Annotated in this window: 26 protein-coding genes; 15 read left to right on the forward strand and 11 right to left on the reverse strand. The window is 62.7% G+C overall.

The window, feature by feature from the left end; genetic code table 11:
• Both AD663_RS15000 and AD663_RS15005 read left to right on the forward strand, forming a co-directional pair.
• Positions 1-1,203, forward strand: a complete 1,203-nt coding sequence (locus tag AD663_RS15000; protein WP_003182247.1) for an NAD(P)/FAD-dependent oxidoreductase — start codon at positions 1-3, stop codon at positions 1,201-1,203.
• A 204-nt stretch (positions 1,204-1,407) separates the two neighbouring features.
• Positions 1,408-2,319, forward strand: a complete 912-nt coding sequence (locus AD663_RS15005) for a LysR substrate-binding domain-containing protein (protein ID WP_003182249.1) — start codon at positions 1,408-1,410, stop codon at positions 2,317-2,319.
• A 627-nt stretch (positions 2,320-2,946) separates the two neighbouring features.
• Here AD663_RS15005 and AD663_RS15010 read toward each other — a convergent pair.
• The 6 genes from AD663_RS15010 to AD663_RS15035 form a co-directional block, all read right to left on the reverse strand.
• The gene (locus AD663_RS15010) at positions 2,947-3,927 is read right to left on the reverse strand and encodes an ABC transporter substrate-binding protein (protein WP_225970877.1); all 981 of its coding nucleotides are present in this window, start codon (positions 3,925-3,927) and stop codon (positions 2,947-2,949) included.
• 227 nt (positions 3,928-4,154) lie between these two features.
• Positions 4,155-5,339 (reverse strand): acetylornithine deacetylase, encoded by a 1,185-nt coding sequence (gene argE, locus AD663_RS15015; protein ID WP_003182253.1) that lies wholly within the window; start codon positions 5,337-5,339, stop codon positions 4,155-4,157.
• Positions 5,332-6,006, reverse strand: a complete 675-nt coding sequence (locus tag AD663_RS15020; RefSeq protein ID WP_003182255.1) for a DUF1028 domain-containing protein — start codon at positions 6,004-6,006, stop codon at positions 5,332-5,334. Before AD663_RS15020 ends, argE begins: the two co-directional genes overlap by 8 nt.
• Before the next feature lie 10 nt (positions 6,007-6,016).
• Positions 6,017-6,427 carry a RidA family protein gene (locus AD663_RS15025; RefSeq protein ID WP_003182257.1) on the reverse strand — a complete coding sequence of 137 codons (411 nt, stop codon included), beginning with the start codon at positions 6,425-6,427 and terminating at the stop codon, positions 6,017-6,019.
• Positions 6,427-7,767 carry an NAD(P)/FAD-dependent oxidoreductase gene (locus AD663_RS15030; RefSeq protein ID WP_003182258.1) on the reverse strand — a complete coding sequence of 447 codons (1,341 nt, stop codon included), beginning with the start codon at positions 7,765-7,767 and terminating at the stop codon, positions 6,427-6,429. The genes AD663_RS15025 and AD663_RS15030 overlap by 1 nt, the downstream gene beginning before the upstream one ends.
• Positions 7,768-8,133: 366 nt before the next feature.
• Positions 8,134-9,048: a LysR family transcriptional regulator gene (locus AD663_RS15035; RefSeq protein WP_003182260.1), complete on the reverse strand. Its 915-nt coding sequence runs from the start codon at positions 9,046-9,048 to the stop codon at positions 8,134-8,136.
• 122 nt (positions 9,049-9,170) lie between these two features.
• On the opposite strand from AD663_RS15035, the gene AD663_RS15040 reads away from it, so the two are divergent.
• The 8 genes from AD663_RS15040 to AD663_RS15075 all read left to right on the forward strand — a co-directional run bounded on the left by AD663_RS15040 (position 9,171) and on the right by AD663_RS15075 (position 16,274).
• Complete coding sequence (locus tag AD663_RS15040; protein ID WP_003182263.1) at positions 9,171-10,010, forward strand: pirin family protein; 840 nt, start codon at positions 9,171-9,173, stop codon at positions 10,008-10,010.
• A gap of 44 nt (positions 10,011-10,054) precedes the next feature.
• Positions 10,055-11,143: an alkene reductase gene (locus AD663_RS15045; protein ID WP_003182264.1), complete on the forward strand. Its 1,089-nt coding sequence runs from the start codon at positions 10,055-10,057 to the stop codon at positions 11,141-11,143.
• 165 nt (positions 11,144-11,308) lie between these two features.
• Positions 11,309-11,731: a nuclear transport factor 2 family protein gene (locus AD663_RS15050; RefSeq protein ID WP_003182266.1), complete on the forward strand. Its 423-nt coding sequence runs from the start codon at positions 11,309-11,311 to the stop codon at positions 11,729-11,731.
• Positions 11,728-12,483: an SDR family oxidoreductase gene (locus tag AD663_RS15055; RefSeq protein WP_003182268.1), complete on the forward strand. Its 756-nt coding sequence runs from the start codon at positions 11,728-11,730 to the stop codon at positions 12,481-12,483. Before AD663_RS15050 ends, AD663_RS15055 begins: the two co-directional genes overlap by 4 nt.
• 3 nt (positions 12,484-12,486) lie before the next feature.
• A complete protein-coding gene (locus tag AD663_RS15060; RefSeq protein ID WP_003182269.1) occupies positions 12,487-13,734 on the forward strand; it encodes an NAD(P)/FAD-dependent oxidoreductase in 1,248 nt (415 codons plus the stop codon).
• Positions 13,731-14,525: a DUF1365 domain-containing protein gene (locus AD663_RS15065; RefSeq protein ID WP_003182272.1), complete on the forward strand. Its 795-nt coding sequence runs from the start codon at positions 13,731-13,733 to the stop codon at positions 14,523-14,525. The genes AD663_RS15060 and AD663_RS15065 overlap by 4 nt, the downstream gene beginning before the upstream one ends.
• A complete protein-coding gene (locus AD663_RS15070) occupies positions 14,518-15,789 on the forward strand; it encodes a cyclopropane-fatty-acyl-phospholipid synthase family protein (RefSeq protein ID WP_053214035.1) in 1,272 nt (423 codons plus the stop codon). Before AD663_RS15065 ends, AD663_RS15070 begins: the two co-directional genes overlap by 8 nt.
• On the forward strand, positions 15,786-16,274 hold the full coding sequence (locus AD663_RS15075; RefSeq protein ID WP_003182276.1) for a DUF2878 domain-containing protein: 489 nt from the start codon (positions 15,786-15,788) through the stop codon (positions 16,272-16,274). Before AD663_RS15070 ends, AD663_RS15075 begins: the two co-directional genes overlap by 4 nt.
• A 21-nt stretch (positions 16,275-16,295) precedes the next feature.
• On the opposite strand, the gene AD663_RS15080 is transcribed toward AD663_RS15075, so the two are convergent.
• The 4 genes from AD663_RS15080 to AD663_RS15095 all read right to left on the reverse strand — a co-directional run bounded on the left by AD663_RS15080 (position 16,296) and on the right by AD663_RS15095 (position 18,235).
• On the reverse strand, positions 16,296-16,601 hold the full coding sequence (locus tag AD663_RS15080; RefSeq protein ID WP_033046065.1) for a DUF6482 family protein: 306 nt from the start codon (positions 16,599-16,601) through the stop codon (positions 16,296-16,298).
• Entirely contained in the window at positions 16,598-17,137 is a 540-nt protein-coding gene (locus AD663_RS15085; RefSeq protein ID WP_003182279.1) for a DUF3833 domain-containing protein, read from the reverse strand. Before AD663_RS15085 ends, AD663_RS15080 begins: the two co-directional genes overlap by 4 nt.
• 26 nt (positions 17,138-17,163) lie before the next feature.
• Entirely contained in the window at positions 17,164-17,700 is a 537-nt protein-coding gene (locus tag AD663_RS15090) for a chalcone isomerase family protein (RefSeq protein WP_371261188.1), read from the reverse strand.
• Between the two features lie 76 nt (positions 17,701-17,776).
• Entirely contained in the window at positions 17,777-18,235 is a 459-nt protein-coding gene (locus AD663_RS15095) for a metallophosphoesterase family protein (RefSeq protein ID WP_053214037.1), read from the reverse strand.
• Between the two features lie 218 nt (positions 18,236-18,453).
• Between AD663_RS15095 and AD663_RS15100 the strand changes: the two genes are divergently transcribed.
• The 3 genes from AD663_RS15100 to AD663_RS15110 all read left to right on the forward strand — a co-directional run bounded on the left by AD663_RS15100 (position 18,454) and on the right by AD663_RS15110 (position 24,141).
• The gene (locus AD663_RS15100) at positions 18,454-20,022 is read left to right on the forward strand and encodes a sensor domain-containing diguanylate cyclase (RefSeq protein ID WP_053214038.1); all 1,569 of its coding nucleotides are present in this window, start codon (positions 18,454-18,456) and stop codon (positions 20,020-20,022) included.
• A 117-nt stretch (positions 20,023-20,139) separates the two neighbouring features.
• Entirely contained in the window at positions 20,140-22,140 is a 2,001-nt protein-coding gene (locus AD663_RS15105; protein WP_053214039.1) for a U32 family peptidase, read from the forward strand.
• Positions 22,141-22,401: 261 nt separating this feature from the next.
• The gene (locus tag AD663_RS15110; protein WP_003182289.1) at positions 22,402-24,141 is read left to right on the forward strand and encodes a dipeptidase; all 1,740 of its coding nucleotides are present in this window, start codon (positions 22,402-22,404) and stop codon (positions 24,139-24,141) included.
• 194 nt (positions 24,142-24,335) lie between these two features.
• Here AD663_RS15110 and AD663_RS15115 read toward each other — a convergent pair whose 3' ends face one another.
• Positions 24,336-24,563, reverse strand: coding sequence for a DUF3079 domain-containing protein (locus tag AD663_RS15115; RefSeq protein WP_033046071.1), 228 nt, complete (start codon positions 24,561-24,563; stop codon positions 24,336-24,338).
• A 200-nt stretch (positions 24,564-24,763) separates the two neighbouring features.
• Here AD663_RS15115 and AD663_RS15120 point away from each other — a divergent pair, with 200 nt between their 5' ends.
• Together AD663_RS15120 and AD663_RS15125 are read left to right on the forward strand one after the other, a co-directional pair.
• The gene (locus AD663_RS15120; RefSeq protein WP_053214040.1) at positions 24,764-25,294 is read left to right on the forward strand and encodes an iron transporter; all 531 of its coding nucleotides are present in this window, start codon (positions 24,764-24,766) and stop codon (positions 25,292-25,294) included.
• Between the two features lie 2 nt (positions 25,295-25,296).
• A complete protein-coding gene (locus AD663_RS15125; RefSeq protein WP_053214041.1) occupies positions 25,297-25,659 on the forward strand; it encodes a cupredoxin domain-containing protein in 363 nt (120 codons plus the stop codon).

Genomic DNA, 25,659 nt, shown 5'->3' on the forward strand with positions numbered 1-25,659 from the left:
ATGAAACAGCATATTCTGGTTGTCGGCGCAGGTTTCGGCGGGCTCTGGAGCGCACTGAGCGCGGTCCGCCTGCTGGACCAGCATGATCGTAATGACGTGCAGGTCACCGTCCTGGCACCCCAGGCGGAACTGCGCATCCGCCCACGTTTCTACGAACCGGACGTTCATACGATGATGGCCCCGCTGGAGGGCCTGTTCGACGCGGTGGGCGTGGAATTCGTCCAAGGCTCGGCGAGCAGCATCGACGCCGTTGCCAAACAGGTCGGCTACATCGATGTGTTCGGCAACCAGGGCAAACTGGACTATGACCGCCTGGTACTCGCGGCGGGCAGCCAGCTGGCACGCCCTGACTTGGAGGGCATGATCGAGCATGCCTTCGATGTCGACCAGATCGAAGCGGCCAGCCGTCTCGAAGCCCACATCAAGTCCCTCGTGAACCTGCCGGACACCCCGGCCCGCAACACCGTGGTGGTGGCTGGCGGCGGCTTCACCGGTATCGAAACCGCCACCGAAATGCCCGCACGCCTGCGCGCTGTCCTGGGCGACGACGCAAAAATCCGCGTCATCGTAGTGGATCGCGGGCCGACGATCGGCGCGGCGCTGGGCGAAGGGATCAGCCCCTCCATCATCGAAGCGTCCGATCACCTGGGGATCGAGTGGGTCCTCAATGTCTCGGTCGAATCGGTGGACGCTGGCGGCGTCACCCTGTCGAACGGCCAACGCATCGAATCCAATACCGTGATCTGGACCGTAGGTTTCCGGGCCAGTCCGTTGACCCAACATGTACCGGGCACCCGTGACCACCAGGGCCGCCTGCACGTCGACAGCCATTTGAAAGTGTTGGGCCAGAATCACATCTTTGCCGCCGGTGACGTGGCCTATGCCGCCACCGACACACTCGGCAACTACGCAGCAATGTCCTGCCAACACGCCATTGCCCTGGGACGCTATGCCGGCAACAACGTCGCCGCCGACCTGCTGGGCGTGGCGCCGATGCCCTACAGCCAACCCAAATACGTGACGTGCCTGGACCTGGGTGCCTGGGGCGCCGTGTATACCGAAGGCTGGGACCGCCAGCTCAAACTGGTCGGACAGGAAGCCAAGGACCTCAAGACCCAGATCAACACCGTATGGATCTACCCGCCCGCCGCCGATCGCGCGGCAGCCCTGGCCGCGGCCGACCCGTCGATTCCGGTGGCCTGAGCCCTCATCCCTACCCCGGCCAGTTCTCCTTTCTGAGCCGGCCTTTCCCGGACGCCTGCCAATGATATTTGGGCAGGCGTTTTTTTAACGCAGCCCAAGCCAGTCCGAATATTGTCATTGCCCAGCAAAATCCGTATCAATGCTCGCCCCTTGTAGCTGGAGCACAAGGTAAGGTAGGCAGATTCATCCGGATCGAGGTGTGCCGTGGCGTCCTATTCCTTGCGTCAGCTGAAGTACTTCGTCACCACCGTCGAATGTGGCAGTGTCGCAGAAGCGTCCCGCAAGCTGTACATCGCCCAACCGTCGATCGCCACGGCGGTCAAGGGATTGGAGGACAGTTTCGGTGTGCAATTGCTCATCCGTCATCACGCCCAGGGCGTGTCCCTGACCCCCGGCGGCGCGCGTTTCTATCGCAAGGCCCAAGAGCTGTTGCGCATGGCCCGGGAGTTCGAACAGAACGCGCTGGCCGATAACGACGTGGTCAGCGGACAGATCGACATCGGCTGTTTCGAAACGGTCGCCCCGCTCTACCTGCCGCGCCTGATCGCCGGTTTCCGCCAGCGCTTCCCGGGGGTGGAAATTCGCGTGCAGGACGGCGAACAACAGGAACTGGTGCAAGGCTTGACGGGGGGCCGCTTCGACTTGGCGATCTTTTATGAGCACGACCTGGACAGCACCATCGAGACCGAAGCGTTGACAGCTCCGCAGCGGCCCTACGCGTTGTTGCCGGCGGGGCATCGCTTCGCAGGCCAGGCCCAGGTGTCACTGCGCGACCTGGCCCTGGAGCCGATGATCCTGCTGGACGTGCAGCCCAGCCGAACCTATTTCGTGAGCATCTTCGAAGAGCTGGGTCTGTCACCCAACATCGTCTTCAGCTCGCCGTCCATCGAAATGGTGCGCGGTATGGTGGGCCAGGCGTTCGGCTTCGCCGTTCTGGTGACCCGACCGCACTCCACCTGCACCTACGACGGGCAGCAGGTAGTCTGCGTCAACATCACCGAGGACGTGACCGGCTCGGCACTGGTGGCCGGCTGGCTCAAACGCGCACACCTGACCAAACCGGCGCAGTTGTTCGTCGATTACTGCAAGGAACAGTTCCGACAATGGCTGCCCTGAAACACCGATCCCCGTGGCGAGGGAGCTTGCTCCCGCTGGGTTGCGAAGCGACCCCAAGCAGGTCATTCGCGATCTGTCTGACATACCGGGGTGCCAGGACCAGAGGGCTGCTGCGCCGCCCAGCGGGAGCAAGCTCCCTCGCCACACCGGGGGTTGTGCTCGGTTTTTCTGACTCGCCGGCCCTGACGGATCTAGTGTCCGCCCCGTCTTGATGCCAATCCGTGAATTCCGCCAACACACCGATCCCCGTGGCGAGGGAGCTTGCTCCCGCTGGGTTGCGAAGCGACCCCAAGCAGGTCATTCGCAATCTGCCTGACATACCGAGGTGCCAGGACCAAGGGCTGCTGCGCCGCCCAGCGGGAGCAAGCTCCCTCGCCACACCGGGGGGTTTTGCTCGGCTTTTCTGACCCGCCGGCCCTGACGGATCTAGTGTCCGCCCCGTCTTGATGCCAATCCGTGAATTCCGCCAACACACCGATCCCCGTGGCGAGGGAGCTTGCTCCCGCTGGGTTGCGAAGCGACCCCAAGCAGGTCATTCGCGATCTGCCTGACATACCGGGGTGCCAGGACCAGAGGGCTGCTGCGCAGCCCAGCGGGAGCAAGCTCCCTCGCCACCGGGTGTGATGCCTAGCGAGCCGCCCAGGCATTGAAGCGTTGCTCCAGCTCCTCGCCATGGTCGACCCAGAACTCGGCGTCCACTGCCTGGGCTTCGGCCAGGTTGGCCTCGGCGGTCGGTAGTTGGGCCTGTACGGCCGTCGGCAACAAGGCCAGCGTCTGGCGATGCACCGGCCCGTAAGGGATGTTTTCCGAGAACACCTTCTGCGTCTGCGGCTGGCTGGCAAAGGCAATGAACTGCTCAGCCAAGGCCTTGTTCGGCGTGCCTTTGACCACCGCCCAGTATTCTGGGTCGTACAGGCTCTGCGGCCAGACGATGCTCAGCTTCATGCCTTCCTTTTGCGCCGAAGCAATGCGCCCGTTATAGGCAGCGCTCATGGCCACGTCGCCGGCCACCAACCATTGCGCCGGTTGCGCGCCGGCCTCCCACCACTGGATGTTCGGCTTGATCTGGTCCAGCTTGGCAAACGCCCGGGCCACACCTTCCGGCGTGTTCAGCACTTTGTACAAGTCCTGTGCCTTGACCCCATCGGCCAGCAGGGCAATTTCCAAGGTGTATTTGGCGCCTTTGCGCAAGCCGCGCTTGCCCGGGTATTGGGCAACGTTCCAGAAATCCGCCCAGGAGGTGGGCGCCTTGGCGAGCTTGCTCTGGTCGTAGGCCAGGACCATCGACCAGACGTAGGTGGCGACTCCGCATTCATTGAGCGCCCCCGGCACATAATTCGCCGGATCGCCCATGCGCGCCAGGTCGAGTTTCTCGAACAGGCCTTCTTCACAGCCGCGCAGCAGCTCCGGGCTTTCCACTTCGACCACATCCCAACTGGTGTGGCCGGCCGTGACCATCGCCTTGATCTTCGACAACTCGCCGTTGTATTCGCCGGCGACGATGTTTCCCGCACCGCTGGCGTTGAAGGGTTGGAAGTAGGCCTTGTCCTGGGCCTGCTTGGTGGCACCACCAAAGGAAATCACGGTCAAGCTTTGGGGCGCGGCCATGATGCCGGTACTCAACAACGCCAGGGCACACGCAATGTTGCAACGCAAGGATCTGGACATGAAGCGATTCCTCGAAAATACCGACTCGCCCGCACGAGCCGGTGACGGGATCAAAGGTGACCGTAAGCACGGGCGGTGTGGTCTACAGCAGTGAGGCTCTTTTCGGCCCATTCGTTGATGCCGGCATGGCTGACCGCCTGGATGTTCCATTCATGGGTTCGTCCTCCTCAGGCACCTTGCGGTCGAAAATCATCGGGTTCACAGAGGTAGCTCGCCAATCGATCCATCAAGCGGTCGCAGGCGGCCATCTGTTCAACGCTTACGTATTCATCGGGCTTGTGCCCTTGGTCCATGCTGCCCGGACCACAGACCACCGTCGGGACGCCGGCCTGATGAAACAGGCCGCCCTCGGTGCCAAAGGCGACGGTGCCGAAAGCATCGCTGCCGCACAGACGGGCAATCAGTTGCGCGGCGCCGCTGTCGGGCGAGGTTGCCAGGCCCGGGTAGGCAGACAGCGGCTCAAAACGGATCGCAGTGCCGACGCTCACCGCGCGCATCCGGGGCAGCAGCGTTCGTTCGGCGAAATCCTGCAATTGCTCGGCCACCCGTTGTGGGGCGAAATCCGGCAAGGCGCGCACCTCAAAATCGAAACGGCAATCGGCCGGGACGATGTTCAACGCCGTCCCGCCCTGGATCACCCCGACCTGCACCGTCGAATACGCCGGATCGAAACGTGGGTCGTGCAACGAAGGGTCGGCCAGCTCTGCACTGATCTCGCCCAACCGGCCGATCAGCCGCGCGGCTTGCTCGATGGCGTTCACGCCATAAGGGGCATAGGCCGAGTGGCAAGCCGCCCCTTTGACGTGACAACGCATCGCCAACTTGCCCTTGTGGCCCAGCACCGGTTGGAGTTGGGTGGGTTCGCCGATCAGGCACAACGCCGGCTGGGGGATGCGTTGAGGCAGGACCTTCAGCAGGCTGCGCACGCCCAGGCAACCGACCTCCTCGTCATAAGAAAATGCCAAGTGCACCGGTCGCCGTAGCGGACTGGCAAGGAACGTCGGCACAGCGGCGAGCACCGACGCCAGGTAGCCTTTCATGTCCGCCGTACCGCGCCCGAACAACTTGCCGTCCACCTCACTCAGGCAAAACGGATCCGCCGTCCAGGCTTGTCCATCCACCGGCACTACGTCAGTGTGCCCGGACAACACCACGCCGCCGGGCACCGCCGGGCCGATGCTTGCCAGCAGGTTGGCCTTGGTCCGCTCCGTGTTGTAGATCAACTCGCACGCCACACCGAGCCCTTGCAGGTAATCGCGGACGAACTCGATCAGCGCCAGGTTCGAATCGCGACTGACCGTGGCGAAGCCCACCAGATGGGCGAGCATTGCCCGGCTGCGCAGCTCATTCATCGCCCGGCACCCCATAGCTGGGAGCCGCTGTCGGGTCGAGGGCACGGGTCAGGTAATCCTGCAGCTGTGGCTGATAGGCCAGCCAGAGTTTTTCCAGTTCACCAATGGGGTTTTCCTGCGCCCAGTCCACCCGCAAGTCAACGATGGGCCAGGTCAGGTCATCCACCACCGACAGCGCCGCCGAGTGCACCGCTCCGGCTTCGCCACCCGCCGCTTGCCCGGCCTGCAACGCGCTCATCAGGCGCGAAGCGAGACAGCCTTCGCTGCGTTCGAAGGCCGCGACCATGGCCTCGATCACTCCCACGTTTGCCAACAGATTGCCGGCCGCCACGCACTGTGCACCGGCCAGCGCGTTGTGGGTTCCCAGGGCATGGGCGCCACTGAAAATCGCCGCGTTGCCGTGGGCGTCGACCACCGCCACCTGGCGGTACTGGCTATAGCCATTTCGGGCCAGGGCGCGGTCCAAGGCCTCTTGCGCCACCCGGCCGGCCGCCAGCTCGTCGAGGATCTGCGGGCCGAGGGCAGGCAACGTGATGTTCTGGCTCGACACCGCCCCCACCCCCGCGCGCAACCAGGGGCAACGGGCGCCGACGGCGATGCTTGAAGAGCTGATAGCGATGCCCAACTGGCCGGTTTCGGCGCAGCGTCCGACAATGGAAAAGGTCATGTTCGACTCCTTATTCGGGGATCACCGCGATCACGTCGATTTCCATCAGCCACTGCGGCTGGCCGAGCGCGCTGACCACCAGCCCGGTGGAAATCGGGAACACGCCCTTGAGCCATTTGCCGACTTCCTGATACACCGGTTCGCGGTAGCGCGGATCGATCAGGTACGTGGTGGTCTTGACGATGTGGCTCAGGTCGCTGCCGGCCTCTTCGAGCAATTGCTTGACGTTGCGCATGGCCTGTTCGGCCTGGGCGCGCGGGTCGCCGAGGCCCACCAACTGGCCATCGAAATCCGTGCCAACCTGGCCGCGCACATAAACGGTATTGCCGGCCCGCACGGCCTGGCACAGGTCGTTGTCCAGTGTCTGGTTCGGGTAGGTGTCTTTGGTATTGAACATGCGGATACGCGTATGAGTAGGCATCAGCGGGCTCCCGTGAGGCTGGTTTTCGAACGGTGCGAATCGTTATCGAATGCTGGCGCCTGGAGGCGTTCGGCCTGGCGTTGGGTAGCGTCCCGATAGGCCAGATAAGTGCGCTGCTTCACGATGTGGTCGGCAATATGGCGGGCGTCATGCCACACGCCCCAGATGAACGCCGAGCCCCGACGCGACAGCCAGGGCAAACCAACGAAGTACAAACCCGGCTCGCTGGAAACACCCCGCTGGTGGCGGGGTTTGCCGTTGGCGTTGAGCGCGTCGACTTTCAGCCAGCTGTAATCCACCGAATAGCCAGTGGCCCAGACAACGCTGGTCACGCCGGCGGCAACCAGATCCAGTTCCAGGATTGGGTGGGTCAGGCAGTGCGGGTCAGGCAGTAGATCGCGCGCTTGGGGTTCGAGCGGCAGGTCCAGCCCGTTACGGGCAATGTAGGCATCGGCGGCATCCAGCAGCGCCCTGTAGTTTTCGTCGCCGCGAGCAATGTTTTCCGCCAGGTTCGGCTCAAAAGCCACGACGCTGCCGTCGGACGATTGGGTCAAGCCGACCAGGGTGATGCCTTCTTGGGCCAGCCTGCGAAAATCCACGGTATGACCGCCACGGGCACCGCTCACCGCAATGGTCACGTGCTCTTTGCCGGGCTTGACAGCTTCGGCGTCCCATTCGCCCAGCACACCCAGCCACCAGCAGAAATCACGATTGCGATAGGCCCGTGGCGGACGATCATGGGCTCCCACCGAGAGGTAGACCTGCTTGCCGGCGCGCTGCAGCTCATCGGCAATCTGCACCCCCGACGACCCGGCCCCCACCACCAGCACAGCGCCTTCGGGCAATTGCTGCGGGTTGCGATACTGGGCGGAGTGAATCTGTACGACTGCCGACAGGTCCCGCGCAATAGGCGGAATCACCGGTCGCTGGAACGGGCCGGTGGCGACAACCACATGCAACGCCTCGATCAGGCCTTCGGACGTTTCAACGGTAAAGCCCGGACGACCGACGTTGCGCTCGACTTTCCTGACGTCCACACCGGTACGGATCGGCGCGTGGAATTTCCTGGCGTAGGCCTCGAAGTAATCAGCCACCTGATCCTTCGAAGCGAACGCATCGGGATCGAGCCCCTCGAATTCCAGCCCGGGAAAGCGGTCATGCCAGGCCGGGCCGTTGGCGACCAGCGAATCCCAGCGCGCCGTGCGCCAGGCCTCGGCAATGCGGTCGCGCTCAACGACGAGATGCGGCACGCCTTGCCGGCTCAAGTGCTCGCTCATGGCCACGCCGGCCTGGCCGGCACCGATGACCAGCGTATCGATGTGAATGGTTTCAAAAGGCATGTCTGGGCACTTCCGGCAGTAGGTTCGGTTCAGGTCGGCATGGCGCCGCCTCGGGTTCAGATTGTTGTTCTGCGTCGACGACTATCGGTGGCAGGTGTCGAGGCGATTGTGTTGGCAGGCGGGGGTTTGCGAAACGAGGGTTTTTATCGTTGCTGGGAAGGAAAAAACTGGATGCTTGCCCGCTGTGGGTCAGGCGGCTGGCGCAGGGTTACGAGGTTTAACGGGGCGGCGCTGGGGTGGCGACGCAATGGCATGGCATTGCAGATTGCGTTCAACCTGTTCAGGGCCGCTTCGCGCCCCATCGGGGATAAATCCCCTCGCCACAGGTTCGCGGAACATGCAGAAGCTGGGGGTATGCCGACAGGCCTACTCAAACCGCGCCGGAAACGCCTTGCGCTCAAGCTTGTCCATCACCAGGGCAATGAACGCCGAGACCGCCAGCGGCAATTGCCGGCGGCTCGGATAAAGCACATTCAGGCCAAAGCCGCTGCGCTGATATTGCGGCAGTACCCGCACCAGCCTTCCGGCGTCCAGGTCCACGCTGATCACCGCCGACGGCAGCACCGCAATGCCCAGGCCTGTCACAGCGGCCTTGCGCAGCGCCTGGGCGGTATTGGCGTTGAAACGGGTGGGTACCTGCACCTCGTGCTCGGCGCCGTCCGGGCCGACCAGCCGCCAGTGGCTCAAGCCGCTGGGATGGGCGAAGCTCACGCTGTGGTGGTGCGTCAGCGCCTGCAGCGAAGTGGGCATACCATGCCTGGCAATGTAGCCGGGGCTGGCGACCATCCCATCGCCTTCATTACTGATGAGCTGGCGACCGACGTACCCAGAGTCCAGCAGCGCGCCACCGCGAAAGGCAACGTCAATGCGGTCGGCGATCAAATCGACATGGGCGTCGCTGAGCACGAAATCAAGCTGCACCCGAGGATGCGCGGCGAGAAAATCGGCGACCCATTGCATCGGGAAAAAGTCGAAGAAGTCCGCCATCGCGGCAATGCGCACCAGGCCGCTGGGCTCATCGCTGCCCTTCATCAACTCCTGGCCCGCCTCGGCCAAGCCATCCACCGCATCCACACAGCGCTCAAAAAACCCCTGCCCCACCTGGGTCAGCGTGAGCTTGCGGGTGGAGCGTTGCAGCAGCCGTTTTCCCAACTGAGCTTCGAGCTGCTGGACGCGCCGGCTCACGGTATTGGAAGGCATGCCCAGGCGCCTGGCCGCCTCGGCAAAGCTGCCGCTGCGCACGACCTGGACAAACAGCGCGACGTCGTTCAAATCGAGCATAAAGGTGCCATTGCTTCGTTTTCTGGATGAGTTCAATCCGATTCTATCGACTAATCAAGCGATTGATAGCCCCATATCCTTCATCCCATCGAGGCCCGACGCCCAAGCATTCGAGGAACACCATGAACAGTATCGCCATCACACCATCACGCGCCATTGCCTATCGCACCCGTGGACGCAGTCATGGGCCCATCACCCGACTGATAAGCCCCGGTGATCTGGGGCAAGTGTGCAAGCCCTTCGTGTTTCTCGACCTCGTCGCGTCCGATGGCAACGCCATGCAAAAAGGCTTTGGCATGCACCCGCATTCAGGGATCGCGACGCTGACCTACCTGATCGAAGGTCAGGTGACCTACGAAGACACCACGGGCCAATCGGGCGTGTTGCCCAGCGGCGGCATGGAGTGGATGCAGGCCGGCAAGGGTGTGTGGCACGACGGCCGGCCAGTTGACGGCTTGCCGATCAAAGGCTTCCAGCTATGGGTCGCGCTGCCCCCCGCCCTGGAAAACGCCGCGGCCCACAGCGTCTACCTGGCGCCACCGGGCATTCCCCAGGAGGGTCCGGCGCGGGTCTTGCTCGGCCAACACGGCGCGACTCGGAGCAGCGTTGTATCCCCTGCGGGCATGAACTACCTGGCCGTGCCGCTCAAGGACCAGGAACGCTGGCGCTACACCCCACCGGCCGGACACACCGTGGCCTGGCTGGCGGTCAGCGACGGTCGCCTCGACGCCGGCGGCAACGTCGATGCCGGAGAAATGGTGGTATTCGAGGAATCCGCCGGGACCATCGACATCGTTGCCCAGGGCCCTACCTCGTTCGTGCTCGGCTCGGCGGTCAAGCATCCCCACGACCTGGTGCTGGGCTATTACTCGGTGCACACCAGCCAAGCGGCGCTGGAAACAGGCGAAAACGAAATCCAGCGCATCGGCGCCCTTTTGCAACAAGAGGGCCGGCTGGCGTAGCCGCCCCTCGACTCCATCCCTATCTGATCTCTTTGAGGTGAATCATGAGCAACATCGGTCTCGATCTCCTGCTGTCCCGCGCCCAAGTCGGCAAACTGTCCCTGAAAAATCGCATGATCATGGCGCCGATGACGCGCAGCCGCGCAGGCGTCGGTGACGTCGCCACGCCCCTCATGGCCGAGTATTACAGCCAGCGGGCCAGCGCCGGCCTGATCATCAGCGAAGGCTCCCAGGTTTCGGCCCAGGGCAAGGGATACCTGAGGACACCGGGAATCTTCACCAGCGAACAAATCGCCGGTTGGAAGCAGGTGACCGACGCCGTTCACGCCGAGGGCGGGCAGATCTTCCTGCAACTGTGGCATGTGGGCCGGCTTTCCCATCCGTTGGTGCAGGCCAATGGCGCCCAGCCCGTAGCCCCTTCTGCGATCAAGGCCGACGGCGAAATCTACACCCCCGAAGGCCTCAAGCCCTACGAGCTGCCACGAGCGCTGACCCTCGATGAAATCCCGGGCGTGGTCGACGATTTCCGCCAGGCTGCCGCCAACGCGAAGCAGGCCGGGTTCGACGGCGTGGAAATCCATGGCGCCAATGGTTACCTGATCGACCAGTTCCTGCGCGACGGCACCAACCAGCGGACCGACGCCTACGGCGGCTCGATCGAAAACCGCGCACGCTTTCTCAAGGAAGTCGTCGAGTCGGTCATCGAAGTTTTTGGCGCCAGCCGCGTCGGTGTTCGCCTGTCGCCGATCTTCAGTTACTTCTCGATGAGCGATAGCGCCCCTCAGGCGACCTTCGACTACGCAAGCAGGATGCTCAGCCGCTACGGCCTGGCCTATCTGCATATCGTCGAGCTGGGCGAAGGCGCTTTCGATTTCCTGGAACTCAAGCGCCGCTTCGGCGGGCCGTACATCGCCAACGGTGGCTACAGCGCCGACCGGGCCGCCACGGCCATCAGTCGCGGCGAAGCCGACTTCGTGGCGTTCGGTACGCCGTTCCTGGCCAACCCGGACCTGGTGGAGCGCTTCAAGCTCGGCAAGGCGCTGAATGCGCCTGATGCAGCGACGTTCTACCAGGGCGATGAGCGTGGCTACACGGATTATCCAACCTTGGCCGAAACCCAGGACGCTCGATAATCGCAGCGGCGTGAGGGCTGAACGGGTCCGTCCACCCATCACGCCGCTCAAAATTGTACAAATTTACAAAATCTTGTACAAAAAACTTTAAAACGTACAACGCGTGCAGTAGGCTTCTGAAACTTGTACAGAGCAAATCTTCTGTACAACAATTCGGAGCCTCGCATGTCCGCCTACCTCCAGCGTTTTGCCCACGCTTTCGCCGAGCTGGACGCCAGTCGCCTGGCCGGTCTCGATGAGCTCTACAGCGTCGACGTACAGTTCCACGACCCCTTGCACCACATCGAAGGCCTACCGGCGCTGCGTGATTATTTTGCGCAGCTGTATGCCAACGTCAGGGACGTGCGCTACGACTTCCATGCCTTCGATGAAGTCCGTACCGGCGAGGGCTATCTGCGCTGGACGTTAAATTTCAGCCATCCGCGCCTCGCGGGCGGTAACCCCATCGCCTTGCAAGGTTGCAGCCATCTGCGCTGGACTGACCGGGTGTATCACCATCAGGATTTCTTCGACGCGGGCGCCCTGCTCTACGAGCACCTGCCGCTGTTCGGGCCGACGATCCGCTGGCTCAAGCGGAGGCTGGCGTGAGCCGCGTCTGGCTGACCGGTGCCAGCAGCGGCATCGGAGCGGAACTGGCCAGCGTGCTGCTGAAACAAGGGCACCATCTGGCCGTGAGTGCGCGTCAAGCGTCACCGTTGCAGGCCCTGGCCAGCCGCTATCAGGGTCAGGTGCTGGTGCTGCCGGGCGACCTGACCGACCCGGGCCAGGTCGCCGCGATCTGCCAGCAGATCGACACCCAATGGGGTGCCCTCGACCTGGTGATTCTCAATGCCGGCACCTGTGAATACCTGGAGCCAGGCCACTTCGATACTCAACTGGTGGAAAGGGTCATCACCACCAACCTGCTGGGCACCAGCCATTGTCTGGAGCACGCCCTGCCGCTGCTGCGCAGGGGCCAGCGCCCGCATCTTGTAGTGGTGAACAGCGCCGTGACCTCACTGGCCCTGCCCCGCGCCGGTGCCTATGGCGCCTCCAAGGCTGCCTTGCGCTACCTGGTGGAATCCTTGCGCATCGACCTGGCCGCCGAGGCCATCGACGTCACTCTGGTAAACCCCGGTTTCGTCGATACGCCGTTGACCCGACGCAACGACTTCCCCATGCCAATGCGCTGGTCGGCAGAACGGGCGGCGGCGCATATCGCCCGGCGCCTGCCGGGGCGACCGCTGGACATCAGCTTTCCATGGCGCTTCACCTTCATCCTGCGCCTGCTTGGACAGTTGCCCCCACGCTGGCGGCTGGCCCTCGGCCGGCGCCTGGCACGCCCTTCCCAGGAATCTTGAAACATGCGCATCGCAATCATCGGCAGCGGCATTTCGGGGCTGACCTGCGCTCACCTGCTGGCCCGTCGACACTCGATTACCGTGTTCGAGGCCGACGACCGCATCGGTGGCCACACCCACACCGTCGACGTTGACTGGCAGGGCCGGCGCTACGCCGTGGACACGGGTTTCATCGTCTACAACGACTGGACCTACCCGAACTTCATTCGCCTGCTGAATCAACTGGGTGTGGCGTCGCGCCCCACCGAAATGAGCTTCTCGGTGCATGACCCAGCCACCGGCCAGGAATACAAGGGTGACACCCTGCGCAGCCTCTTCGCCCGACGGCGCAACCTGCTGTCGCCGGGCTTCTGGGGCATGCTGCGGGACATCCTGCGGTTCAACCGGCAGGCGACGGCCGACCTGCAAGCCCAGCGTATCGACGGCACCACCCGGCTCGGCGACTACTTGCACGCCCAAGGCTACGGCCAACGTTTCATCGATCATTACATCGTGCCGATGGGCTCGGCGATCTGGTCGATGTCACCGGCCAGGATGCTGGAATTCCCGCTGCAATTCTTCGTGCGGTTCTGCCACAACCATGGCCTTCTGTCGGTCTACCAGCGTCCACAATGGCGCGTAATCGAGGGTGGTTCCCGCGGCTACATCGAGCCGTTGTGCGCGCCCTTTCGCCAGCACATCCGACTCAACTGCGCAGTACAGCGCGTGAGCCGCGATGAAGCGGGGGTGAGCGTGGTAAGTGCCGCGGGCATCGAGCGTTTCGACAAGGTGGTGTTCGCCTGTCACAGCGACCAGGCGCTCGCCCTCCTCGAGGCGCCAGGCCCGGAAGAACGCGAAGTGCTCGGTGCCCTGGCCTACGCCAGCAACGAGGTACTGCTGCACACCGACACCCGACTGCTGCCACGCCGGCGCCGGGCCTGGGCGAGCTGGAATTATCGCCTCGGCGGTCCGGCTCATGCGCCGGCCGCCCTGACCTACAACATGAATATTCTCCAGGGCCTGGACGCCCCTGTGACCTTTTGCGTCAGCCTCAACCAGAGCGATGCGGTCGACCCGGCCAAGGTGCTTGCGCGCTTCGATTACGCGCACCCGCAATACAGCCTCGCCGGGGTGGCGGCCCAGGCGCGCCAACATGAGTTGCAAGGTCACCAGCACAGCTATTTCTGCGGCGCCTACTGGGCCAACGGTTTTCATGAAGACGGCGTGGTCAGCGCCCTGCAGGTGGCGAAACACTTCGGTGAGCGCCTATGAACAGTAGCCTGTGTCGCGGCTGGATCGATCATCGGCGCTATACCCCGGCGGTCCACGGGTTCCGTTATCCAATCGGCATGCTGTACCTGGACCTGGCCGAACAGGAACAGGTGCTGGGGTTGTCGCGCCTGCTGCGGCCGTGGCCCCTGGCACCGCTGTGCTGGCGCGAGCGCGATTACCTGCCCGCCCGCACCCGACAGGGGGTCCCCCTGGCCGACGCAGTGCGCGGGATCCTCGCCGAGGCCTTGGGCGTCGCCCCGCAAGGCGCGATCCACCTGCTGACCCAACCGCGCAGTTGGGGCCTGTCGTTCAACCCCGTGAGCTTCTATTTCTGCCACGAAACCTGTGGGCGCTTGGCGGCGATCCTCTGCGAGGTGCGCAATACCCCATGGCGCGAACGCTACCACTACGTGTTACCGGTACGCCCTGGCGAGCCCCAGGCGTTTCGGGTGGCCAAGGCTTTCCATGTATCGCCGTTCCTGCCCCAGGACATGGATTACCGCATGCGTTTCCTGATCCTGGATTCCAGCGTTCGCGTACTCATGGAGAACTGGCGCGACGGCCGCAAGGTGTTCGAGGCCGGGCTGGTCCTGGATCGCCACCCCCTCGATGCGCGGTCGTTGCGCTGGCACATCCTGGCCTTTCCCTGGATGAGCCTGCGCACCGTCAGCGCCATTTACTGGCAGGCCCTGCGCCTGATCTTCAAACGCACCCCTCTGCACGACCACCAGGCCAGCCAAGGCAACCTGAGCGTCGGCGAAACTGCCCATAAGGACTGCGACCATGTCTGACCCCATCCTGAGCGTAACCAAGGCTGCGAGCTCGCGTCCGTTCAGCGGCGGCTTTTTCAAGCAGGCCGTGCTCAGCCAGTTGCGTCGCCTGCGCCAGGGCCACCTGCGCCTGACCGTGGACGGAGCCACGACGAGCTTCGGTGACCCGGACAGTGCGCTGGTGGCCGACGTCGAGATCGTCGACGATGCCGTCTGGGGCATGGTCGCGGGTAACGGTTCCATCGGTGCCGGCGAGGCTTACATCCAGGGCCATTGGCGTAGCAACGACCTGACGGCCGTCACGCGCCTGTTCGTTACCAACCTGGCGGTACTCGACGCCATGGACAGCGGCCTGGCCCGCATCAGCCGCCCGTTGCTGCGCGGGTTGCACTGGCTCAACCGCAACAACCGGCGTGGCTCGCGGCGCAACATCATGGCCCACTACGATTTGGGCAACGCGCTGTTCGAACGCTTGCTCGACCCCACCATGATGTATTCGGCCGCACTGTTCGAGAGTCCCGAGCAAAGCCTGGAAGACGCCCAGCTCAACAAGCTCGAACGCATCTGCCGCAAGCTTGACCTGCGCCCCGGCGATCACCTGCTGGAGATCGGCACCGGCTGGGGCAGCCTGGCGATTTACGCAGCCAGTCACTATGGATGCAAGGTCACCACTACTACCCTGTCGGACGAGCAATACGCGCACACCTGTCGGCGTGTCGAGGCCCTGGGCCTGCAACAGCGCATCAGCGTGCTGCGCCAGGATTACCGTGACTTGCAAGGCCGCTACGACAAGCTGGTGTCCATCGAAATGATCGAAGCCGTCGGTCATCGCTACCTGCCGCAGTACTTCCGTCGTTGCGCCGCGCTGCTCAAGGATGACGGCCTGATGCTGCTGCAATCGATCACCATCCGCGACCAACGCTACGACCAGGCTCGACGTTCGGTGGATTTCATCCAGCGTCATGTTTTTCCAGGCGGCGCGCTGCCGTCACTGTCCCGACTGTTGACCACCGCCAGCACCCAGACGCCGCTCAATCTGCTGCACCTGGAGGACTTCGGGGCCCATTACGCCCGTACCCTGCGGCATTGGCACGAAAACTTCAGGCAGTCCCGCCAGGCTTTGCTGGCGCTGGGCTACGACGAAACCTTCCAGCGCCTCTGGGAATTCTATCTGTGTTACTGCGAAGGCGGCTTCCAGGAGCGTGCCATTGGCGTCGCCCAATTACTCTTCGCTGGCCCCGGCGCTCGCCAATCGCCGTGGCTGGGGCAACAGGAACAGGCATGAGCCGCACCGGCCTGGTGATCAACGCTCTCTGGTTGCAACTGGGCTGGTGGGGTTGCGTATGGGGTGCGAAGGATCCGCGGTGGTTGCTGGCGGTGCTCGTCGGACTGCTGGCGCACCTGATGCTGTGTCCCGGGCCCCGGGCGGAGCTGCACGCGGTGATGCGCGTCGGCCTGGGCGGCATGCTGCTGGACTGGGGGCTGGGTGTACTCGGTTTGTTCGAATTCAGCCAACTCCCGCTGCCACTCTGGCTGGCCTTGCTCTGGCTGGTTTTTGCCACGGGGTTGCGCCATAGCCTGGCCTGGGCTGCGACGCCGGTCTGGCGCGGTGCGTGTGCGGGCTTCATCGGCGGCCCGCTGGCCTACTGCGTGGGAGCGCCATTGACGGGGGTTACGCTGCCCCTTGGCGTGCTCGGCACCGCGCTGGTCCTGGCGCCGCTTTGGGCGCTTTTAATGCCGTTGGCGTTGCGCCTGGCCGACTCGCGCTGATCCAGCGGCGCAGGCAACCCGTCACCAGGGCTCATCGAGAAAAAGCGGTATGCGCAGCGGCTCGATCAGGCCCTCCGGCTGACCGCACATTTCGTCGTGGACCACTTGCTGCACCAGCGTGCACGGCAAACGCGGCACGGGTCGCAGCAGCTCGCGCAGGTGCGTGGTGGAGCGCACCTGCATCGTCTTGCCCGACTCATCGAGCAGCGTCCGCAGCCCGCTGTGCAGCCGGGCACGGAGCACGTACAGCCCGCCTTCCAGGGATAACAACTCCAACTCGTGGATTCGGCCTTCAACAGCCAGGTCGGTCAACTCTCGAAGCTTCATTGGGCAGCCCCGGTCTGACGACGGAAAAACAAGGTCACCTGCCCCAGCTCGACGCCGAGCTTATTCATGCTCGAACGATTGATCAGCGTGTCTTCGTCCATCAGATACATCCAGTCATCAAAGCTCACTACGTAAGTCGAACCGTCCACCGGCAGGTTCAACTTATAACGCCAGCGCAGCGCATTGCCGGCCACTTCGCCCTGCGCTTCGCCGACTACGTCATCGGCACGACCGCGCCAGCGCCCGGGGCCATCCGGTGTCAAGGTCCAGACCCGCTGCTGGCGAGTGCCGTCGCTGTAGAGGAAACGTTCATCCAGGATCAGCCGTTCACCCTCATGGCGACTGGAAATGTTCACCTCAAAACGCTTGATCACCTCACCCGAACGTTTCTGATAGATGCCCCAGGCCTTGACGGGCTTGCTGAAAAACTGCGCCAGGTCCAATTGGGGTTGCTGGTCGGCGTAGCGGTCGACATTGACATTGCCGCAGCTGGTCAAGCCCAGCATCAACAACAATGCCATCAAAAAACGCGTCATGGCTTATCTCCTGTAGTACGTGAGGACTAAAGCCCAAGCAGTTGTTTTCTGAGTTGTTTATCTTGAGTTTTCGGATCAAGCCAGATGGCAAAGAATGCCCGGGCGAACGGTGGGTCGTCGATCGCGTGGGACAGTTGCTCATCGACATAGAAGCGACACCCGTGCCCCGGCAGGTACACGCCGGTGATGCGGCTGCCAGGCTTCACGTCAACAAACGCAAGGCGCATATGGGTTCGCCACGCGTCCAGCCGTTGAGCATCCAGGGGCGCACCGTTGATGCGCTGGATTTCTTCAAGGCTGGTCTGGACTAGGGTTTCCTTGCCAATGGAACGCCGGTAATCGAGTTCCAGGGCAAACGCAGTGTCGAGGCTTGGCGACGGAGCAGCGCTCCATAGCCGCGCCTGATAGACATCGAAGCCAAACCGGGTGAAATCGCCTTGCCCGATCAGGCGTGCGCCGGGCAACGCACTGCGCCAATCCGCAAAGGCCGGGAAAGCGTAAAAAGCCAGCAGGCCAATCATCAATCCGACCAGGTTTCTCCAGGCTACGAATGACCTGATCATGGGTGCGTCACCGGTTGCTCAAGGACGCCTCAATATTTGTACAGAGATAGATTTTTGTACAGCTTTTTTCCAATCTTCATTCCAGCAACTGAATGATCCGCGCCTCGATCGCGCCGGCCTCCATTTCAACCAGCGCTAGGGTCACCGGCAGCTTGAAACGCCGCCGGCCAGCGCTGCCAGGGTTCAAGTACAGCCGTTCGCCGCGCCATTCGATGCTGGGCTTGTGGGAATGGCCGGTAATCACCAGCTTGACCCCGGGTTCAAGTGAAACGGGCACATCGGCGATGTCATGGACGAGCAAAGCCTGGCATTCGCCCAGATCGAATTGCAGGCAATCGGCCAAGTGCCCTGCCCACTCCGCGCCCACGTCGTTGTTGCCACGCACTACGTGCAGCGGCGCGAAAGCTGCCAGTTGTTGCAGGATATCGGGGCTGCCGATGTCGCCGGCATGGACGATCCGTTCGCAACCTTGAAGTGCCGCAAGGGCTTGCGGACGAAGCAAGCCATGGGTATCGGAAATGACGCCAATCTTCATGAAAGTGTTCTCTCTACAGGTTCCGTATCCATCACAATCATCCGTTGGACACGCATGAGGCACTAAATAGGCGGTGGCTGTGTCCTTACTTTACTTATTGACATCTCAATGGGTGGTGCCATCCGTGCCGGCCTCGTTGCCGTCGCTAACGTGCTGAATTCGAATAAGGTAGGCTTCGCATCCATCGTGCGCAGACCCGCCGTAAAAGGAAATAGTTGATGCTGGGACGCAAGCGACCAGAGCCAAAGATCGAAAACCCAGATGCAGCCCTTCCCCCCCAAGCTGCAAGGGCCGGCGCGGCGTTGCGTCTTACTGTGAGCTTTATGTTGGTAGTGGTCGTGGCGTTCCTGGCCGTCGAGGGCTGGCGCACGTGGCGCGACTATCGCTCGGCTTTCGCGTCTGCCCGCGATTCGGTGACGAACCTGGCGCGGGCCACAGCCCAGCACGCCGAAGACACCATCCGGCAAGTGGATGTACTGACCGCCGCCCTCAGCGAGCGTGTGGAGGGCGACGGTTTGGAGAACATGGACGTCCCGCGCATTCACAAGCTGCTGGTGCAACAGGCCGCCATCATGCCGCAGTTGCATGGACTGTTTATCTATGGTCCCGATGGCAAATGGGTGGTGACGGACAAGGAGGTCATTCCGGAGCCGGCAAACAACGCCGACCGCGACTACTTCCAATATCACCGCACCCATGAGGACCGAGACGTGCGGATCGGCGACGTCATCAAGAGTCGATCCACCAACGACCTGATCATTCCCATCTCCCGCCGCTTGAACAACCCGGACGGCTCCTTTGCCGGCGTGCTGCTGGGGACGGTCAAGGTCAGCTATTTCGTGGACTACTACGGCGATTTCAAGATCGACGACAAGGGCGCCCTGGTCCTGGCCACGCGAAGCGGAACCATCCTGGTGCGCCGGCCCTTCGTCGAATCGGTGATTGGCAAGAGCCTGGTCAACAGCGTGATCTTCAAGAATTACCTGCCCACGTCCAACCAGGGCACGGCCGAGGCCAAGGCTGTCATCGACGATACCGAGCGCCTGTACGCCTACCGGGCCTTGAGCACCTATCCGCTGGTGGTGGAAGCCGGCCTGTCCCGGGAATCCATCATCGCGCCCTGGCGGCGCGACCTGCTCAAGACCAGCCTGGTGCTGATTTTCCTGATCGTGATACTCGTAGGCTTCGGGCTTATCGTGCTGAACCAGCTGCGCTACCGAATGACCATGGAGGCGCAGATTCGTAACGCCCACCAGACGATGCGCGACATGGCGCTGACCGACAGCCTGACCGGGCTGGGCAACCGCAGGCGGCTGGACATTGCCTTGGCCGATGAGGTTCGCCTGGCCAGGCGCCAGGGTTCGTCACTCGCGCTGATCATGCTCGACGTCGACTATTTCAAGCGCTTCAACGACAAATACGGCCATGCCGCCGGCGACGAATGCCTGCGCGCGATTGCAGGCGCGATCCAGCAGACCATCAAGCGCCCGGGCGACCTGGCCGTGCGGTATGGCGGCGAAGAATTCACCGTGCTGCTCCCCAACACCGACAGCGCCGGTGCCGGCAGAGTCGCACAACAGATCCTTGAAGCCATCCGGGCCCTGAACATCGAACACGGCGACCATCCCCTGGGCTTGGTCACGGCCAGCGCGGGCATTACCACCGGCCAACCGAGTGTCGAGGACGCGACCCCGGCCATGCTCATAAAAGCCGCTGACGCCTTTTTGTACCTGGCCAAGAACACCGGGCGAAACCGCTGGTGCAGTGCCAACGCCTCTCAAGACTGAACCTCGCGGCATGGCCGCGCATCGGTCCGTAGCATGCAATCCCAGTGCAAAGGTGCCTGGAAGGCATCCGGCGGCTACAATGCTCGCTTCGACCGTGACCAGCCTGATTAAAAAAACATGTCCTTGCCCAAACATCATCTGGAATTGCTCAGCCCCGCCCGCGACGTGACCATCGCCCGCGAGGCCATCCTGCATGGCGCCGACGCCGTGTACATCGGTGGCCCGAGTTTCGGCGCACGTCACAACGCCTGCAACGAAGTGGGCGATATTGCCCGGCTGGTGGAGTTCGCCCATCGCTACCACGCCCGGGTGTTCACCACGATCAACACCATCCTGCACGACAACGAACTGGAGCCGGCCCGCCAGTTGATCCACCAACTGTACGATGCCGGCGTCGACGCGCTGATCGTCCAGGACCTGGGGGTGATGGAGCTGGACATCCCGCCCATCGAGCTGCACGCCAGCACCCAGACTGACATTCGCACCCTGGCGCGGGCAAAATTCCTCGACCAGGCCGGTTTCTCGCAACTGGTGCTGGCCCGCGAGTTGAACCTGCAGGAAATCCGCGCCATCGCCGATGAGACCGAAGCGGCCATCGAGTTCTTCATTCACGGTGCGTTGTGCGTGGCTTTCTCCGGCCAGTGCAACATTTCCCACGCCCAGAACGGCCGAAGTGCCAACCGTGGCGATTGTTCCCAGGCCTGTCGCCTGCCCTACACCCTCAAGGACGACCAGGGCCGGGTAGTGGCCTACGAAAAGCATCTGCTGTCGATGAAGGACAACAACCAGAGCGCCAACATCCGCGACCTGGTCGAAGCCGGCGTGCGTTCGTTCAAGATCGAAGGCCGCTACAAGGACATGGGTTACGTGAAGAACATCACGGCCTATTACCGCCAGCGCCTGGACGACGTGCTCGAAGACCGCCCGGACCTGGCCCGTGCCTCCAGCGGCCGCACCGCTCACTTCTTCGTGCCTGACCCGGACAAGACCTTCCACCGTGGCAGCACCGACTACTTTGTCAGCGAGCGCAAGATCGACATCGGCGCCTTCGATTCGCCAACCTTTACCGGCGTGCCGGTGGGCGTGGTAGAAAAAGTCGGCAAGCGCGACATGCAAGTCGTGACTTTCGACCCGCTGTCCAACGGCGACGGCCTCAACGTGCTGGTCAAGCGTGAGGTGGTGGGTTTCCGGGCCAACATCGCCGAGCCCAAGGGCGAGTTCGAAGAAGACGGCCAGAAGCGTTATCGCTACCGCGTCGAACCCAACGAGATGCCGGCGGGCATGTACCAGTTGCGCCCCAACCATCCACTGAGCCGCAACCTGGACCATAACTGGCAGCAAGCGCTGCTCAAGACCTCGTCCGAGCGCCGCGTCGCCCTGGCCTGGGTCGCGCGCCTGCGTGAAGAACGCCTGGAACTGACCGCCACCAGCGAGGAAGGCATCAGCGCCAGCGTCGCCCTGGACGGGCCGTTCGGCCTGGCCAACAAACCGGAACAGGCCCTTGAGCAATTGCATGACCTGCTCGGCCAACTCGGCACCACCGAATATCACGCTACCGCGATCGAACTGGATGCGCCCCAGGCATTCTTCATCCCCAATTCGCAGCTCAAGACCTTGCGCCGCGAAGCCATCGAGGCCCTGACCACCGCCCGTGTGGCGGCTCATCCAAGGGGTGGACGCAAGGCCGAGACCAGTCCGCCGCCGGTGTACCCGGAGTCGCACCTGTCGTTCCTGGCCAACGTCTACAACCAGAAGGCCCGGGATTTCTATCACCGCCACGGGGTCAAGCTGATCGATGCTGCCTTCGAGGCCCACGAAGAAACCGGTGAAGTGCCGGTGATGATCACCAAGCACTGCCTGCGCTTCTCGTTCAACCTCTGCCCCAAGCAGGCCAAGGGCGTCACCGGCGTGCGCACCAAGGTCGCGCCGATGCAGCTGATACACGGCGATGAAGTGCTGACGCTGAAGTTCGACTGCAAGCCCTGCGAAATGCATGTGGTCGGCAAGATCAAGGGCCACATCCTTGACCTGCCACTGCCCGGCAGCACGGCGCAGGCGGTCGTCGGCCACATCAGCCCCGAGGACCTGCTCAAGACGATCCCCCGCGCACCGCATTGAGTCCACAAGGCCTGGGACCAGCACCGCTCCCTGTGGGAGCGGGCTTGCTCGCGAAGGCGGTGGGTCAGCTAAGTTGATGTCGGCAGTCGAAGCCCAGGCGGACGAGTCGACTTTCATTTCTGCGTCTTTTTTGCTTTTCCGTGCGACAGATTCCACCCCAGGGCTCCCCCACCGCTTCCCAGCAATGTTAGGTTGTAAGCGTTTGTGTCATCTAATCAGACACTTCTCTTCTAACCTGCCTGCAAAGGAATGCCCCCAGCAATGGACTTCTCGCTCAAAAAACTGGCCCTGACCACGCTGATGCTGTCCAGCCTCGCATCGATGACCACGCCAGCCTTCGCCAACATCACCGCGCAACAGAACGCCGTCATTGTAAAAACCTTCGCCGATGCACCGGTGACGGATTTCAGGCAATTCCTCGGACAGGTCGCCAAGAACGATATCGCCAACGCCGCTAACCTCGGCCCGGCCATCAGCGCCTTCCTCGACAACACATCCCTGTCGGCCGAACAGCAGAACGAAATCCATCGCCTGCTGGGCCTTTATGCCCGAGTGAAGTACGGCAACGCGGCGACCGAGACGCTGAAAGAGCTGGTGGCGATCCCGACCTTTCGCAAGGACGGCGTAGCGCAGCACGAGAACCCGGAGTTCCTCAAGATCGCCGACAAGATCAAGGGCCTCGCCGAGTCTTTCAACCTGAATTTCCGCAACATCGACAACCGCGTCTATGAGATTTCCCTGGAAGGCAGCGGCGACGAAGTCGTTGGCATCCACGCCCACGCCGATGTGGTGCCGGTGACGCCGGAAAACTGGGTGCTGAAGGACGGCACCCGCCTCGACCCGTTCAAGGTGACCCTGGTGGGCGACCGCATGTATGGCCGCGGTACCGAGGACGATAAGAACGGCATCGTGGTGGCGCTATATGCCATGAAAATCATCAAGGAAGAGAAGCTACCGCTGGCGCGCAACTTCAAGTTGCTGGTCGATACCACCGAGGAAACCACTGGCGACGCAATCCCCTATTACTTCGAACACAACCCGACGCCCAACTACAACCTGGCGTTGGATGGCGGCTACCCGGTAGTGATCGCCGAGAAAGGCTACGGCACCGTCATGGCCAACTTTGCCCGACGCAATGCCCAAGGCAAGGGCGCCGAAATCACCGCACTGACCGGCGGCCTGGCGACCAATCAGATCCCGTCGACGTCGGTGGCCACTTTCATCGGCGACAAGCCCGCCGAATTGGCCGCCAGTCTGCTGAAGGCCGGCAACGACTACGCCAAGCGCAATGGCGGCAACTTCGAGGTCACCTCCAAGGTCGTCGGCAAAGATGTCCAGCTGACTTTCATCGGGGTCTCTGCGCACTCCTCCGAGCCGGAGTCGGGCGTCAACCCTGTGGCAAGGATGCTGGACTTCATCAATGGCCTGGGCAGCAAGGTCGCGCTCAAGCATAACCACATCACCGACGCCGCCCGCTACGCCGCCGATAACTGGGGCCTGGATTACCTGGGCAAGCAATTGGGGATCGGTTATTCCGACGCGTTCATGGGCCCGCTGACCGCCTCCCTGACTTACGTCGGGATGGATGAAAAGACCTTCAAGCTTGCGGTGAACCTGCGGGTGCCGGTGGGCAAGACCACTGAGGCGCTGAAGAAAGATATTGCCGACAAGCTGGACGCCTGGAGCAAGAAGTCCCACGTCGCGGTGGCGTTCGACTACTCCATCGACGAGCCGATGTACCGCAACCCCGAGGGCGAGTGGGTCAAGGCGCTGCTGGCGGTCGCCACCGAAAACCTCGGCATGGAGCACAAGTACGGCACCTCGGCCGGCGCCACGTCGGTTCACGATCTGCCCAATGGCGTGCAGTTCGGCCTGGCCATGCCCGACGTCAAGTACACCGGTCATAACGACAACGAGTTCAAGACCGTGGAGCAATTCCTGCTGGACCTGCAGATCGTGACCGAGATGATGGGGCGGATCGGGCAGTTGCCGAAGTTGTGATTGTCCGAGCCATGCTTTGCACTTGAAGCTTGCTGGTCACTTGAGACTGCAAGTCCCCGAGGCCTGCCTGTCCCTGTGGCTAGCTTGATTCCTGTGGCGAGGGAGCTTGCTCCCGCTCGGGTGCGCAGCGCCCGCAAAATCTTGGGGTCGCTGCGCAACCCAGCGGGAGCAAGCTCCCTCGCCACGGGGGCACTTCATTCCTTCAGATAAGTGGCGCTGGGATCGATGACCTTGGCGGTAATGTCGAGCAACTCCAGCCCCCAATCACCGTGCAGGTACCAGTCCTCGCCGATCATCTCGGCCGGGTGCATCGTTCGGTCGGCACCGTTGCCACAGGCCAAGGCATGGGTCGGACAATAACGATCACACCCCCAGCAAATGCGCTCGGGATGTTTGGGACTGATGGGAAACGGCTTTGCCATGACGACCCCGCATAACGAGTGGGTGTACCCGCACCGTACCGCGTCGAGGCTCGGCAGCCCTTGATTCTGATCAAGAACAGCCCTGCCTGATCAATAAGTGTTGGCGTTCGCACATTCACGCTGAAAATTGACAAGAATCATTATTATTCGCAGCGAAGCCTCCTAGACTCGGCCATCTTTTATCCGTTTAGGAAGTCCTCATGCGTACCCTCGCCCCCCTATCCCTCGCCCTGCTGTTTCTCGCACCGCTGGCCCAGGCCAAGGAATACCCCATCGGCGAACCTCAACTGTGCCCGGGGCTGGAAGTCGGCGCGGTGTATTTGCAGCCCATTGAAATGGCGCCGGCCGGAATGATGCGCGCCACGGCCGATTCGGACGTGCACCTGGAAGCCGATATTCGTGCCACGGCGGACAGCAAGCAAGGCTTCCAGGAAGGCAGCTTCGTGCCTTACCTCAACGTATCCTTCCAACTGAAAAAGCAAGGCGTCGACACCGAGCTCAAGGGCGACTTCCACGCCATGGTCGCCAATGACGGGCCGCACTACGGCGACAACGTCAAGCTGCTCGGCCCCGGCAAATACCAACTGACCTTCACCATCCTGCCGCCTGGCGGCCATGCTTCCCTCGGTCGTCATACCGACAAGGAAACCGGCGTGGCGCCCTGGTTCGAGCGTTGCGAACTGCACTACGAATTCGTCTACGCCGGGATCGGTAAAAAAGGTGGGTACTGACCATGGGCCAACCGACCCGCCGGTCGCATCCCACGCGCCATCGATGCCTGGCCGGGTGCCTGCTGGCCGGCCTGGCCTTGCCTTCCATCGCCCATGCCGAGCTACCGACTTATGAGTTGAGTATGCGCGATGGACGCTTCACCCCGGCGCAACTGGAGGTGGCGGCCGGGCAACGCTTCAAGATCGTGCTGAAGAACGACGGCCAGGGTCCGGCGGAGTTCGAGAGCACGCCGCTGCGCGTGGAAAAAGTCTTGTCACCCGGCGTCACCTCCTTCGTGGTGATTCATCCGCTTCGGCCTGGTCATTACCCGTTTTTCGATGAATTCAATCCGCAACTGCCCGAAGGCAGCATCCTCGCCCGGTAA

The organism is Pseudomonas sp. Q12-87 (genome assembly GCF_001269755.1).
In the GTDB taxonomy this organism is placed as follows: Bacteria; Pseudomonadota; Gammaproteobacteria; order Pseudomonadales; family Pseudomonadaceae; genus Aquipseudomonas; species Aquipseudomonas fluorescens_S.

Coding starts and splice junctions, on each gene's coding strand:
- AD663_RS15000 (WP_003182247.1), top strand. CDS start 1: ATGAAACAGCATATTCTGGTTGTCGGCGCAGGTTTCGGCGGGCTCTGG.
- AD663_RS15010 (WP_225970877.1), bottom strand. CDS start 3,927: ATGGCCGCGCCCCAAAGCTTGACCGTGATTTCCTTTGGTGGTGCCACC.
- argE (WP_003182253.1), bottom strand. CDS start 5,339: ATGAATGAGCTGCGCAGCCGGGCAATGCTCGCCCATCTGGTGGGCTTC.
- AD663_RS15020 (WP_003182255.1), bottom strand. CDS start 6,006: ATGACCTTTTCCATTGTCGGACGCTGCGCCGAAACCGGCCAGTTGGGC.
- AD663_RS15025 (WP_003182257.1), bottom strand. CDS start 6,427: ATGCCTACTCATACGCGTATCCGCATGTTCAATACCAAAGACACCTAC.
- AD663_RS15030 (WP_003182258.1), bottom strand. CDS start 7,767: ATGCCTTTTGAAACCATTCACATCGATACGCTGGTCATCGGTGCCGGC.
- AD663_RS15035 (WP_003182260.1), bottom strand. CDS start 9,048: ATGCTCGATTTGAACGACGTCGCGCTGTTTGTCCAGGTCGTGCGCAGC.
- AD663_RS15040 (WP_003182263.1), top strand. CDS start 9,171: ATGAACAGTATCGCCATCACACCATCACGCGCCATTGCCTATCGCACC.
- AD663_RS15045 (WP_003182264.1), top strand. CDS start 10,055: ATGAGCAACATCGGTCTCGATCTCCTGCTGTCCCGCGCCCAAGTCGGC.
- AD663_RS15050 (WP_003182266.1), top strand. CDS start 11,309: ATGTCCGCCTACCTCCAGCGTTTTGCCCACGCTTTCGCCGAGCTGGAC.
- AD663_RS15060 (WP_003182269.1), top strand. CDS start 12,487: ATGCGCATCGCAATCATCGGCAGCGGCATTTCGGGGCTGACCTGCGCT.
- AD663_RS15065 (WP_003182272.1), top strand. CDS start 13,731: ATGAACAGTAGCCTGTGTCGCGGCTGGATCGATCATCGGCGCTATACC.
- AD663_RS15070 (WP_053214035.1), top strand. CDS start 14,518: ATGTCTGACCCCATCCTGAGCGTAACCAAGGCTGCGAGCTCGCGTCCG.
- AD663_RS15075 (WP_003182276.1), top strand. CDS start 15,786: ATGAGCCGCACCGGCCTGGTGATCAACGCTCTCTGGTTGCAACTGGGC.
- AD663_RS15080 (WP_033046065.1), bottom strand. CDS start 16,601: ATGAAGCTTCGAGAGTTGACCGACCTGGCTGTTGAAGGCCGAATCCAC.
- AD663_RS15085 (WP_003182279.1), bottom strand. CDS start 17,137: ATGACGCGTTTTTTGATGGCATTGTTGTTGATGCTGGGCTTGACCAGC.
- AD663_RS15090 (WP_371261188.1), bottom strand. CDS start 17,700: ATGATCAGGTCATTCGTAGCCTGGAGAAACCTGGTCGGATTGATGATT.
- AD663_RS15095 (WP_053214037.1), bottom strand. CDS start 18,235: ATGAAGATTGGCGTCATTTCCGATACCCATGGCTTGCTTCGTCCGCAA.
- AD663_RS15100 (WP_053214038.1), top strand. CDS start 18,454: ATGCTGGGACGCAAGCGACCAGAGCCAAAGATCGAAAACCCAGATGCA.
- AD663_RS15105 (WP_053214039.1), top strand. CDS start 20,140: ATGTCCTTGCCCAAACATCATCTGGAATTGCTCAGCCCCGCCCGCGAC.
- AD663_RS15110 (WP_003182289.1), top strand. CDS start 22,402: ATGGACTTCTCGCTCAAAAAACTGGCCCTGACCACGCTGATGCTGTCC.
- AD663_RS15115 (WP_033046071.1), bottom strand. CDS start 24,563: ATGGCAAAGCCGTTTCCCATCAGTCCCAAACATCCCGAGCGCATTTGC.
- AD663_RS15120 (WP_053214040.1), top strand. CDS start 24,764: ATGCGTACCCTCGCCCCCCTATCCCTCGCCCTGCTGTTTCTCGCACCG.
- AD663_RS15125 (WP_053214041.1), top strand. CDS start 25,297: ATGGGCCAACCGACCCGCCGGTCGCATCCCACGCGCCATCGATGCCTG.